This window comes from Streptomyces longhuiensis (assembly GCF_020616555.1).
GTDB lineage: Bacteria > Actinomycetota > Actinomycetes > Streptomycetales > Streptomycetaceae > Streptomyces > Streptomyces longhuiensis.
Genome location: NZ_CP085173.1, coordinates 7081638 through 7094111, shown reverse-complemented (window position 1 = coordinate 7094111; position 12474 = coordinate 7081638). Strand labels below are relative to the sequence as shown.

Here is a 12474-nt window from a genome sequence, read left to right as displayed (position 1 = left end):
CGGCCCGCGCGGCAACGGCCGTCACCCCCTGACCTGACAACTGTCGCCGCTTGCGTGACGTCCGTCATCGGAACCGGGCCACGGCGGCTCAAGGGCCCCTGGCCGGGCCTAACTTCCAGGTGACAGCGAGATCTGACGACGCCGGGAGGCACACAGTGACGGAAGCGGAGGGACCGCGGTGACCGCGGTGGCCGTGGAGGGCCTGCGCAAGCGCTACGGGGACCACGAGGCCGTACGCGGCGTCGACTTCACCGTCTCGGACGGGGAGATCTTCGCCCTGCTCGGACCGAACGGCGCGGGCAAGACCACCACACTGGAGATCCTCGAGGGCTTCCGCGGCCGGGACGGCGGGAGTGTCGAGGTGCTCGGGCGCGACCCGGGCAAGAAGGCGGACGGCAAGTGGCTGCGCGGGCAGATCGGGCTCGTGCTCCAGGACATCGCCGTCGAGCCGTATCTGTCGGTGCGCGAGACGATCGCGCGCAACGCCGGCTACTACCCCGCGCCCCGCGGCATCGACGAGGTCATCGACCTGGTCGGGCTCGACGAGAAGCGCGGCGCGAAGGTGAAGGACCTGTCCGGCGGGCAGAAGCGGCGGCTCGACCTGGCGCTCGGCGTCGTCGGCAACCCGCAGCTCCTCTTCCTCGACGAGCCGACGACGGGCTTCGACCCGAACGCGCGGCGCGGCGCCTGGGAGGTCGTCAAGAACCTGCGGGACGCGGGCACCACCATCGTCCTGACCACGCACTACATGGACGAGGCGCAGGCGCTCGCCGACTCGGTCGCCGTGATCGCGGGCGGCGAGATCGTCGCCGCGGGCACGCCCGACACGCTGGGCGGCCGGGACAGCGCGCTGGCCCGGATCCGCTTCCTGCTGCCGCACGGCGCGACCCTCACCGATGTGCCGCTGCAGGTGAGTGATGTGCAGGAGGGCCTGGTCACGGCGGAGTCGGACGAGCCGACGGCCGCGCTGCACCGGCTCACCGAGTGGGCGCTGCGGCGCGGCACCCCGCTGGAGCGCCTGACCGTGGAGCAGCCCACGCTCGAGGACATCTATCTGGGTCTGACCAGCAAGTACGCGGAACAGGAAGCATCCTCACCGTCCTCCGAACGCGGGCGCGAGCCGTCCTCGCGGCGAGGGCGCCGACCCGGACGGAGCCGCTCATGACCACCCTGACCCCGACCACGGCCGCCGCGGCCGGGCGCACCGCCCGCACCGAGCGGAGCCCGCTGGCGCTGCTCGGCCACCAGATCCGTTACGAGCAGCTGTCGTTCTGGCGCAACCCGCAGTCGATGGTGTTCACGTTCGTGCTGCCGATCGTGATCATCGCGATCTTCGGCGCGGTGTTCAGCGGCAGCGCCGACGACAAGTTCTTCTTCGGCCTGTCCGGCATGCAGTACTACACGCCGACGATCGCCGCGGTGTCCGTACTGGGCGCCTGTTACGGGCAGTTGGCGATCGTCCTCGCGATGCGCCGGCAGACCGGGGTGCTCAAGCGGCTGCACGCGACGCCGCTGCCGGCCTGGGTCTACTTCACGGGCCTGCTCGTGCACTGCATCGTCGTGAGCGTCGTCGACGTCGCGCTCGTCATCGGGATCGGCTCGCTGTACGACGTGCCGTTGCCGACGCACTGGGGCGCGATCATGCTCACCCTCGTGCTGGGCGCGGCGAGCTTCTGCGCCCTGGGCGTGGGTGTCGCCTCGCTCATCAAGAACTCGGAAGCGGCGCCCGCCGTGGTGCAGTTCATCCAGTTCCCGCTGGTGTTCATCTCGGGCAGCTACTTCCCGATCCACTCCGAGGTCCTCAACAACATCGCCGGGCTGCTCCCGGTGAAGCCGTTCAACGACGCGATGCTGGCGCCCTTCGCGCAGAACTCCGGCTACCAGTGGCGCGACCTCGCCGTCCTCGCGGCCTGGGGTGTCGTCGGCGCCCTGATCGCGGTGCGCAGCTTCCGCTGGGACCCGCGGCCGGAGTAGGCCACGCCCCTACCCCGCGTACTTCTTGGGGGCCTCCTCGGAGGCCCCCTCGGCACTCCGCCCCACCCCCCACTTCCCGAAGGGAACCCCCTCGCATGTCCCTCACCGAACCGCACACACGCCCCGGGCCCGCCGATCTCGCCGGCGCCTGGACCCTCGAACCCTCCGCCAGTTCCGTCGAGTTCACCGGCCGGCACTTTCTCCTCCTCCCGGTGACCGGGTCGATGCCGGTGCGCTCCGGCGCCGCGGAACTCGACGGGGACGGCCGGCTCGGCCACCTCGACGTCGCGCTCGACGCGGCCGGCTTCACGACCGGGAACCCGCGCCGGGACGACGCCGTCCGTGGCCCCGCCTTCCTCGACACGGAGCGCCACCCGCTCCTGCGTTTCGACGGTGAGACCCTCGCCGTGGACGAGCCCTGGACCGTCTCCGGCCTGCTGTCCGTCAAGGGCCGCGCGGTGCCGCTGGTCCTCACGGTCGACGAGGTCGTCCCGGAGGGCGCCCGCACGGTCGTCCGCGCGTCGGCGACCGTCGACCGGCACGCGTGCGGCGTGAGCGCGATGCGGGCGATGGTGGGTCCCCGGCTGCGGGTGCGGGTGACGGCGGTGTTCGTGCGCGCCTGATCCATGTGCGGCACCGCACGAAGGCCCGGCCGGTGATGCACCGGCCGGGCCTCGTCGTGCGTGCTCCCGGGTCAGGCGAGGGCACCCTCGGTGACCGGGAAGACATGCGCCAGCCAGGCGTAGTTGCGCAGCTCCTCCAGGAGGCTGAGGCCCAGGCGGTTGTGGAGCATGTGCGCGTGCGAGAAGAGGATCATGCCGGGGTGGGTCGGGGACTTCTCCCGGATGTCGCCGGTGAGGGTGGCGAGCCTGTCGTGCCAGTGGGCGAACGGGCCGTGGGCGAGCGGGTCCACGGGCTTGGCCCCGGCGTCCCGAGTGATCGTCGTCAGCGAGTCGAGGAGCTCGTCCGGGTAGCCGGCCTCCCCGGCCCAGGCCCGCCAGGCGCCCAGGCCGTGTGCGTAGAAGTAGCCGCGTTCGGCGGTGTCTCCGAGGGCCGCGGCGGCGGCCATGGTGCCGCGCAGGGCGAGCAGGGAGCGCTGTGCCTGCGCAGGAGCCTTCGGCGCGAGGCGCAGGACGAGCTCGCTGGAGAGGCGGAACAGGTCCTCGGTGGCGGGCATCAGGGCGGGTCCGCCGTAGCGGTCGAACTCGGGGTCGTAGTCGGCGCGGTGGACGCCGGGCGCCAGCATGGCCCGTACGTGCCGGTCGTCGCCCTGCTCGCCCGCGGAGGCGAGCGCTCCCGCGCCTTCGAGGTAGGCGTCGGGGTCGAGCGGCTCCTCGCCGGGCCCGAGCGTGCCGGCGTCGGCGAGCCGGACGCGCAGCGCCTCCTCGACACGGTCGTACGCGGCCGTGTCCAAGCCCTTGATCCGCAGCCGCAGATGGGGCCCGGCCTGCCAGTAGCGGATGAAGAACCAGGGGGTGCCGGGGGCGAGTTCGCCGATCGTGGGGCCGATCACGTCGGTGAGGACGCGGTCGTGCGCGGACCGGGCGGTGGTGGCGAGGTGGAGGTGCCACGAGCTCCATGTCATGAGGTCTCCCTGAGTGGTCGGGGCGTGGGCGGTCACAGCCGCAGGTCCAGGAGGGCGCCGCCCGAGTCCTGCGGGGCGCCGACGACGACGGAGAGGACGATCGTCTCGTCCGGTTCGAGGCCGAGGACGCGCTGGGTCGGGATCTCCTTGAACGCGCGGACGGGCCGGGCGAAGAGGCCGGAGGCCGCCGCCGAGAGGCACAGGCCGTGGGCGGCCCAGCCGACGGCGTGCTGTGCGGCGCCCCACCCGGCCGGGCCCGAGCGGGCGAACAGGTCGCGGGGGCGCACGGAGAAGAACACGGTCATGGGCGCGTGCCGGATGCGGCAGCCGTTGACGGGCGAGACGCCGTACCCGTAGTGCTCCTCCAGACGGGCGGGCGCTTCCGCGTCGGCGCGCAGCAGACGGGCGCCGCCCGGGACCGCGCGGTGGACCCCGTCCTCGTGGCCGTCGACGCCCTGGACGACGGCGGTGACGTTCACCGCGTCGAAGGCCGCCGCGAGGTCGGGCCCCGGGGGCGGGACGGCGAGCCACCGCAGGGCGCTGTCGAACGCCTCGGCGGGGAGCCGGGCGCGACGGCCGCTCATGCCGTGCAGGGCGCGGGGCATGCGCCCCGAGTGCCGCTGCCACAGAAGCTCCGCCCAGTTCGGGACGGTGCGCGAGAGGGGCAGGTCCCCCGGGATCGCGCGCCCGACCGGGACGGGTGAACTGTCGTACGTCTGCTGCCGGTTGACGCGCACGAGGTCGGCGAGGGACGGGTCGCGCAGGTCAGGGACGGCGGCCCGACGCCGTACGGGCAGGACCGGGGCCGGGTCGCCGACATCGAGGGTGAGAGGCAGCGACCACTGCCAGGCCGGGTCGAGCCCGAGGTCCCCGAGGAGTTCATGCCCGTCGGGCCCGGGCAGCGAAAGCCGCGCGGGTACGTCGAACAGGTCGAAGCCCACGCCCAACGCCCGCAGCACCATGCCGAGTTCGAGTGCGACCAGCGAGCCCCTGAACCACTTGTAGGCGGCGGGGATCGACGTGTAGCGGCCGGTGAGGGCGATCCGGCTCGGCGCGCCCCCGGCCGGCTCACCGGTCAGCGCGTGCCGGCCGGGATCGAGGACACGCCAGGGCGCCCCGCCACCGCCCCCGGTCACGAAGGCGTGCACGGGGAAGAGGCAGCGCGGGGAGGCGTAGGGGCGGTGGTCGTTGTACGGGTTCTCGGGCTCGCGGCGCTGCGGGCCGAACGCGGTGACCAGCGCGCGGGCCAGGCGGTCCGGCACATCGCGCGGCGGCGGGAGCGCGGGGTAGGGCATGGCCTCCAGCAGGTCGACGGTGCCGAGCGGGAGGGTCTCGCGCGGGGCGCCCGCGCGCGGAGGCTCGGGCGGGACGTGTGTGTCCGGGGGCGGTTCGGGCGTCCAGGTCCACGGGGGCGGCTCGGGCCGGTCGGCGCCGGCGCCGTACGCGTACCAGAGAGGTTCGCGCGCGATGCTGTTGTCGCCTTCGGGGCCCGGCAGTTCCACGGGGGAACGCCGGGCCGGCGCGGGCGCGGTCACGGGAACGGGTGGGGGTCGTAGGGGGACGTCCGGTGCTCCTGGGCGGTGCCGCGGAGGGCCGCCTCCAGCCGGGGCAGGCCCGCCAGGCGCTGCTGTGCGTGGCCGAAGCACATCGGCAGGATGCCGGGGACGACCGCGCGCGCGACGTGGATGCCCGCGTCGGCGTGCTCGCGGCTCGTCTGGTCGACGAGGACGATCCGGTCGAGGCCCGCGTCGGCGAACAGGGAGCGCACGAAGTCCAGGGCGCCCCGCACATCACCGCCCGACGCGTCGGCGAGGCGGCGCGGCCAGTCGGGGAACGCCTCGTCCAGGGTGACGCCCGGACCGCCGAGCGCGGCCGTGGCCCGCTCGCGCGTCTCGGGGATCGAGGAGAACCGCACGTGGTCCTCCAACTCCTGTACCAGCCAGGGGTCTTCGGCCATGGCCTCGACCTGTTCCCTGGTCCAGTCGACCGGGTTGGTGACGAGCTGGGCGACCTCGCGCAGGGCGCCTCGGATCGCGGACTGCGGGTCCGCACCGGACCCGGCCGAGGAGAACGTCGCGGGGAACGGGTTGAGCCGGTTGACGGCGAGGACCCAGACCACGGGCAGCGCGATGTCCCGGGTGGCGACCAGGAGATGGATGTCGAAGCCGCGCGCCTGGATCAGCTCGATCATGGCGCGGCTCGTCGGGTCGGTGATCGAGCTCTCCGGGATGTGCGGCAGCGGCGCGGCCCGGTACCAGGAGGTCAGGAACGCGTCGCGCTCGGCCAGCTCGAACAGCGAGTGCAGCGCCGCCTCTTCGAGGTTCGCTCCGACGGCGCAGCCGCTGGACGACTCGTAGAAGTAGTGCTTGCGCTCGTGCGGCCCGACGGCCCTCGCGGCGCGCCGGTCCCTGCGGAACGCGTACTCGTACTGGTAGAAGGCGTGGTCGGCGGGGACGAGCAGGGCCCGCCCGTCGTCGAGGTCGTGGCCCCACACCCAGTCCATCGGGGTGTCGGCCGTGTGCGGGGTCACCCGGCTCGTCGGGTGGGCCAGCTGCTCGTCCGTGTACCGGCCGAGGGTCGCCGGGTCCACGGCGTGCTCGGCGACGTCCGCGTACGCGCGGTCCGTGAGGACCGGGATGTCGTACGGGAATCCGCCGAGCCGCTCGTACGCCTCCAGGACGGCGACCGGCTCGGTCTCGGCGAACGTCCTGGCGCGGCCGTGACCCATCGCCGGCGCGTCTGGCACGACGGCCATGCTCATCGCGAACGGGGTGCGGGACTCGCGCAGGATGGCGCGGACCGGGCCGAAGCGGTCGTCGACCAGGCGCTCGCGCAGCAGGCCGCGCTCGACGAGACGGCTGTCGCCGGATCGCGTCGGGTCGCCCGGTGAGGCCGGCCGATTCCGCAGCGCGAGTGGCAACGGCTGCTCCGCGGCCGCGAGTTCACCCTTCTCAGGGCCGCACAGCGGGCAGTGGAAACTGCGAGCGACGCGGTGGCGGCGCAGGCCGCGCACCGAGACCGCGTAGAGCTCGCCGGGGCCGAGGGGCCGCCGCGCCAGATGCTCCAGGGACGCCCGGAGCAGTTCGGGCAGCAGCGCCTCGGACGGTGCGGGGCCGGCGGCGGCGTGGGTGAGGTCGCCGACCAGGGGGTGGTCGACGACGGTGCGCTCGCGCACCTCGGCGCAGCCCGCGCACCCGGCATCGGTGCCCGGCGCCCACAGCGGTCCGACCAGGACCTCGTCGCCGTGGACGCGCACGGACAGATGCGGTCGGCCCGACTCCCTGGCGGCGTCGAGGTGTTGACGTTCCCAGCCGAGGTCCCAGCCGCGCCGGACGGAGACGCTCGCGCCGCCCCCGACGAGCGGGGCGTCGAGCCCGGCACAGACGTCCCGCCAGATCCCGTCGTCGTACGCGTCGGGAGCGCGCCGCGCGGTGATGGTGTCCGCCGTGTCACTGTGCATCGTGGGTCTCCCGCGTGCGCTCTGCGGCCTCGACCGGCCCGTACCAGAAGGGGATCTCGCCGAGCACCGGGTCCGCGGTGACGGCGTGGCCGACGAAGGCGATGCCGAGGGTGTCGGCGTGGGCGATGAGCTGGGCGCGCAGGGCGCCGATGGCGGCCGGGTCGGCGAACAGCAGTGCGTCCGCGGAGAGTTGGCCGGGCCGTTCCGTCTGCGCGTGGGCGACGGCCTCGCACAGGGCGGTGCGCAGCGCCTCCTGCGGAGTGGATCCCCAGCCCGCGCCGAGGAGTTCACCGGCCGCCGTGGTGACCTCGGCGAGACGCCAGTCGACGCCGGGGACGTGACGCAGCGCGAGCAGGGGTTCGCCCTCCATGAGCTGCCGGAGGGCGGACAGGATGCGCCGTCCTTCGGCGTCGGGCGTCGCGTCGGCCCCGGCACACTCCACCGCGCGTGGGGCCAGCATCCTCAACGTGCCGTCGAGCAGCCAGTGTTCCTCGGTCAGTCCGGCGGCCGCTCCCGGGACGCGGTCCCGCAGGGCGAGCAGCGCGGCGGCGACGGTCGCGGCCTCCTGGTGCGGTCCCCAGGCGACGACCGTGCCCTCGCGCTCCCCGCGCTGCTCCACGGCGCGCAGGGCGAGCGGCATCTGCGGCAGGTCCTCGTCGGCGGTGTAGGCGAACAGGCCGGTCCAGCGTCCGGCGAGGGCCACGGCCGACTCGCGCGCGTCCTCGGGTTCGGGCATCGGCGTCGAGGGCACGTCGGCGAGGAGGGAGCCCGGCCGGCCGGTCGCGGCCGCCATGCGGGCTCCCCCGACGGTCACCCGGTCGGAGACCAGGTCCGCCCCGTGCACGACGTGGGCCTCGCCCGCGTCCGCCGTCCCGGTCAGCGTGTCGATGAGCAGCTGCCCCGCGAGGGCCCCGGCGACGGCGTCGGCCATCGGGCGCGGCACGGGTCCGTCGCCCTCGTCCGTCCAGGACAGGACCCGCTCACGGAAGGTCTCGGCGCCCTCGGGACCGCCCGCGAGAACGGGGCCCACGACATGAACCGTGTCACCGAGGAGGACGGTCAAGTGGTGCTCGACAGAGGGGAGTTCGTACCCCGCACCCTCGGCTGCGGTACGGATCTCCAGTACGGCGTCCGCGCCTTCGTCCACGTGGCCGGACGAACCGGGCGCCTCGACGACCGTCACCTCCCCCACCCCGGCCCGGCGCAGCCCGCGCGCCGCCGGCCCTGTCGCCTGGGGCGGGCCCGTGACGAGGACCCGGGCGGCACGCAGCCGGGCGAACGCGGCGTAGGGGTCGTCGAGTCGGGCTTCGAGGCGGGCGACGGACTCGGCGTGCGGCGCGCGCTCCTCGGCGGACGGCTCGGAGGCGGTGAACGCGTCGGGGTCGAGCAGGAGCCCCGCCTCGCGCAGCTTGCCGACGAGGTGGCGCACGGCGGGCCGGGAGCGCTCGGTGCCGAGTTCGGCGACGAGTTCGTCCTCGGTCGCGCCGTTCTCCAGGAGGGGGACGCAGCCCTCGGCCACGGCGTGCAGGACGTCGGAGCCGCGCAGGACGACCTGGCCGCGCGTGCCGCTGAGGTAGACGCCGCCGGGCACGGGCGCGAAGTGCAGGTCCGGGCGGGCCTTGAGCTTGGCGTTCGTCATGCCGGTCCCCCTCGGTAGGTGAAGCGGCCGCCGGCGTCGCGGCCGACCTCGACGACCCACTCGGTGGCGTGCGTGCCGTCGACGACGGACGGCAGCGCCTCTTCCAGGTAGCAGCCGTCGGCGCCGCGCCGGTCGAGCATGCGCGGCAGGACGCGGGCGCTCAGGGCGCTGGTCAGGTCGACGTACTGCGGCTTCTGCTGGAGCCGCTTGGACTGCACGTCGGGGGCGCCCACCGAGAGGGGTCCCTCGTCCTCGGGCGCGTTCTTGATGACGACCTCTTCGGCGACGCCGTGCCGGGCGCGCCACGCGTTGAGCGCGAGGAGCCGGTCGTGCTCGTCGGGTCCCGCGGAGACCGCGGTGGTGAGTTCGTCGCCGCCGTACCAGCGGCGGCGCCCGATGAGGACGTCGCCGACGGCCATGCGGGGCGCGGTCCTGGTGGTGGCGCGGTCCCACGGCGTCGCCGCGTGCCAGCTGTTGGGCAGGCTGTTGAAGAGGCGGCCGCTGATGGCGAGGCCCGAGGCGACGGACAGGGGCGGCGGGAACAGGCCGGGGTGGCCCGTGCCGAGCGGCAGGACGCGCAGGGGCGCGCCGTCGGCGTCCTCGACGCGCAGCGTGTCGGTGTCCGGGTCGTGCGCGAGGCGCAGCGTGAACCAGTCCTCGGGGGTGAGGCCGCCGGGCAGGATCGGAGCGTGGGCGTTGACGTTGAGGCGGTGCAGGCCGAGGTCCTCGGTGACGCGGGCGCCGTCGAAGCCGTACTCCCGCTGGAGGTGTCCGGCGAGGCGGGGCAGGGCGCGGCCTCCCATGCGGCGGTCGGCGTCGAGGAAGCGGGCGTAGAGCATGCCGTGGCCCGGCAGTCCGTCGTTGAGGACGAGCCTGCCGTCGCCCTCCTGGAGGAGGACGCCGTAGATGAGGGGGTCCTGGCGGAACCGGTCGGGCAGGGACGCGGTCAGGCCCGCCACGTCGTCGGGGGTGAGGACGAGGGTGTCGTCGCCGGCGTCGACGGTCTTGGACAGGCGCGCGTGGACGGCCTCGGTGAGCTCGCGGCGCAGCAGGTACATGCGCTCGAGGGAGCCGTCGGCGGGGCCGATGCCGGCGAGGGCGGACGGGTCGCCGGTGCCGTGCGGCCCGTACACGGCGTCCATGGCGGCGGCGCGCCGGGACACCTCGCCGACGACGAACGCGGCGTTCGCGGCGAGCGGGATGTTGGCCCCGGCTCCGAACCGCTCGACGAACGCGGCCGTCATCAGGACGCGTACGTCGTGCAGCCAGTCGAAGACGGACAGGAGCTCGACGGCCGGGCCGAGGTCGGCGAGCGGCTTGTGCCACTGCCGGGTCGCCACCTTCAGCGGCGGCATGACGTAGTCCTCCTCGACGGTGATCTGGGCGGGCCGCCCGGCGAGGTGGCTCAGCTTGCCCAGGTCGCCGCGCAACTCGGCCAGCACACCGCCCCGTTCGGGCGCCGGGGCGTCGGCGAGGCGAGGCAGTCCGGCGCGGATCCCGGCGGCGAGGGTGGTGGCGCGCGGGTCGTCGGGGGTGAGGAGGTCGTCGTAGTCGGCGGAGCCGTCCTCGGCCTCGTGGAAGGTGCACAGCAGGCCCTGGCCCACGGCCTGCCGTACGCGCTTGTCGGCGGCCTCGGCCGGGATGCCGGCGCGTTCGGCGACGTGGGCGACGACGGCGGGGAAGAGGCGCGGCCCCATGGACACCGCGTCGAGCAGGTCACCGACGGGCCCGTCCAGGGGTACGGCGAGGCGGCGCATCCCCGCGTCGGTGAGCCGCAGGAAGAACAGCTTGCCGGACTCGGGGTCGGGCGCCGAGGTGGGCGGGATGCCCACCCACAGGTTGGTGAGGTCGGCGGTGTCGGCGGCGGGAAGCCCTCCGAGCACGTAGCCGAGCATGACGCGGTCGAGCCCGGGGAAGGCGGTGGCGCCCTCGAACGGGACGTCGCCGGGGTCGACCCCGGCCGGGTCGGGCTCCGCGATGCCGACGGCGGTGAACCGGGACAGCGGGCTCGTGCGGACCATGGCCCGGGTGACGTACTGGATGAGGCCGCGCTCGGACTTGCGGGTGCGGGCGGAGACCTTGCCGGGGCCGAGGACGGCGGCACGGTAGCGCTCGGCCTCCTGGTGGACCTCGGGTGCCACCAGGGCGAGCGAGCGCAGCAGGTCGTCGTCACCCAACAGGGCCGCCAGGCCTGCCCGTTCGCGGTCGGCGGCCTCGGTGTAGCCCTCGACGACGGCCTCGCGCAGCCGCTCCCTGGCGTCCCGCGCGGCCAGCCACTCGGTGACGGCGGGCGTGGGGGCCGGCGGCTTCTTGGGTGCGCGGCCGTTGTGGATGGAGCGGCGCAGCGCGATGAGGTCGCGGCGCTCGGCGTCGTCGGCGGCGGCGCCGATGCGGTGGTACAGCTCGTCGGAGCACGCGTCGGCGGCGCGCCTCAACACCTCCTCCGCGGCGGCGAGTTCGGCGAGAGTGCGGCGCTGGGCCGGGTCAGCGAGGCGGGTGCGGCGCAGCGGGTTGACCCGCAGGAACCAGAGGGACTCGGGTGTGGTCGAGCCGGTCATCGCGTGACTCCCGTCGGGTCGGCCGCCGCACCGGCCATGCGGTCCCGGCGGTCGTTGAGGCGGTCCTGCCAGGACACGCCGAGGACGTCGTCGACGGTCTCGGCGATGGCGAAGCACATGTAGTAGCGCTGCATCGGCGAGACGGTCAGGAGCGGCAGCTGCTCGTAGAAGAGGTTCGTCAGGAGGCGGAAGGCGGCGAACCAGCGGGAGGGGTCGGCGACCACTCCGGACTCGCCGACGGCACGGTGGAAGTCGCTGTCGGGCTGGTCGCCCTGCGGGACGACGCGGGTCGCTCCGGGCGGGCCCATCTCGCTGCGGTCCACGCCGTCGGTGACGGAGTCGAGCAGGTCGAGGGTGAGCGTCCCGGCGGCGACGGCGCTCTCCAGGGCGCCGGAGCTGTACGCGAACGCGGTCCGCCACTCGGCGGCACCGGCCGACACCTCGCCGGACAGGCGCTGTTCGACGACGGTACGCAGCCGGGGCGCGTCCTTGGCGAGCCGTTCCTGGAAGAGGGGCCTGACGTCCTTGGTGGGCGCGGCCCAGGCCAGGAACGCCTCGACGTGGGAGCGGGGCGAGAACACCCCGTAGGCGGGGCCGAGGAAGTGGGTGTCGACGAGGGCGGCGAACGCCTCGGCGAGCCGCACGGTGGCGGTGGCGGGTTCGGCCGCGATGCCGTCGATCATGCGCAGCAGGGGCTTGTTGAGAGCGCCGAGCACGACGGCGCGGAACTGGTCGAGGCGCGGCTCGCGGGACGCCGTGTCGGCGGGGCTCACCCGTGAGACGGCGCCGTGCTCGTGCAGCGGGAGGTAGGGCGGCTGCACCGCTTCGAGCCGGCCGAACTCGCGGGCCTGCTCCAGGTAGGCCTCCTCGGTCAGGGCGCGCGGCGGGTCGAGCGGACCGGCGTCGAGGAGGTCCGCGATCTCGGTCCAGTCGGGGCCGCCCGGCACCGCGAGGGCGAGGACGTCGACGTGCGGGCCGTGCAGCCAGCCGCGCCTCAACTGGACGGCGGGAGTGCCCCGTTCGGTCAGGGCGCGGGCGACCGGCACGACGTGCCGGGCGAGCCACGCCGGTGTCACCGGCATCCGTGTGTGGAGCCGCACTCCCGTCAGGCCGGCGGAGTCCGGCTTCACGGCAGTGCGCTCCGGCGCTTCAACCCCCATGTTTTTCGCACCTTCCAGGAAATCTTCAACAGATCTTGCGGAATGTTTTGACTGGAATTCTGTGGCGGCGACTTGCGCCCGGAAAGGGAATGCGGGGC

9 protein-coding genes are annotated in these 12474 nt (G+C 74.4%); 3 read left to right on the top strand and 6 right to left on the bottom strand.

What is annotated here, in order from left to right; genetic code table 11:
- Positions 1–178: 178 nt before the first annotated feature.
- The 3 genes from LGI35_RS32615 (at position 179) to LGI35_RS32605 (ending at position 2597) form a co-directional block, all read left to right on the top strand.
- Positions 179–1165, top strand: coding sequence for an ABC transporter ATP-binding protein (locus tag LGI35_RS32615; RefSeq protein ID WP_227297868.1), 987 nt, complete (start codon positions 179–181; stop codon positions 1163–1165).
- The gene (locus tag LGI35_RS32610; RefSeq protein ID WP_227297867.1) at positions 1162–1974 is read left to right on the top strand and encodes an ABC transporter permease; all 813 of its coding nucleotides are present in this window, start codon (positions 1162–1164) and stop codon (positions 1972–1974) included. The genes LGI35_RS32615 and LGI35_RS32610 overlap by 4 nt, the downstream gene beginning before the upstream one ends.
- Before the next feature lie 95 nt (positions 1975–2069).
- A complete protein-coding gene (locus tag LGI35_RS32605) occupies positions 2070–2597 on the top strand; it encodes a YceI family protein (RefSeq protein ID WP_227297866.1) in 528 nt (175 codons plus the stop codon).
- A gap of 71 nt (positions 2598–2668) precedes the next feature.
- Here the strand turns inward: LGI35_RS32605 and LGI35_RS32600 are convergent, their stop codons facing one another.
- The 6 genes from LGI35_RS32600 to LGI35_RS32575 are packed head-to-tail and all read right to left on the bottom strand — an operon-like array spanning position 2669 to position 12376.
- Positions 2669–3559 (bottom strand): thiopeptide-type bacteriocin biosynthesis protein, encoded by an 891-nt coding sequence (locus LGI35_RS32600; RefSeq protein ID WP_227297865.1) that lies wholly within the window; start codon positions 3557–3559, stop codon positions 2669–2671.
- 32 nt (positions 3560–3591) lie between these two features.
- On the bottom strand, positions 3592–5094 hold the full coding sequence (locus tag LGI35_RS32595; protein WP_227297864.1) for a nitroreductase family protein: 1503 nt from the start codon (positions 5092–5094) through the stop codon (positions 3592–3594).
- Positions 5091–7019, bottom strand: coding sequence for a TOMM precursor leader peptide-binding protein (locus LGI35_RS32590; protein WP_227297863.1), 1929 nt, complete (start codon positions 7017–7019; stop codon positions 5091–5093). The genes LGI35_RS32595 and LGI35_RS32590 overlap by 4 nt, the downstream gene beginning before the upstream one ends.
- On the bottom strand, positions 7009–8658 hold the full coding sequence (locus LGI35_RS32585; RefSeq protein ID WP_227297862.1) for a hypothetical protein: 1650 nt from the start codon (positions 8656–8658) through the stop codon (positions 7009–7011). The genes LGI35_RS32590 and LGI35_RS32585 overlap by 11 nt, the downstream gene beginning before the upstream one ends.
- Positions 8655–11216: a lantibiotic dehydratase family protein gene (locus tag LGI35_RS32580; protein ID WP_227297861.1), complete on the bottom strand. Its 2562-nt coding sequence runs from the start codon at positions 11214–11216 to the stop codon at positions 8655–8657. The genes LGI35_RS32585 and LGI35_RS32580 overlap by 4 nt, the downstream gene beginning before the upstream one ends.
- Positions 11213–12376 carry a hypothetical protein gene (locus tag LGI35_RS32575; RefSeq protein WP_227297860.1) on the bottom strand — a complete coding sequence of 388 codons (1164 nt, stop codon included), beginning with the start codon at positions 12374–12376 and terminating at the stop codon, positions 11213–11215. Before LGI35_RS32575 ends, LGI35_RS32580 begins: the two co-directional genes overlap by 4 nt.
- Positions 12377–12474: the final 98 nt, after the last annotated feature.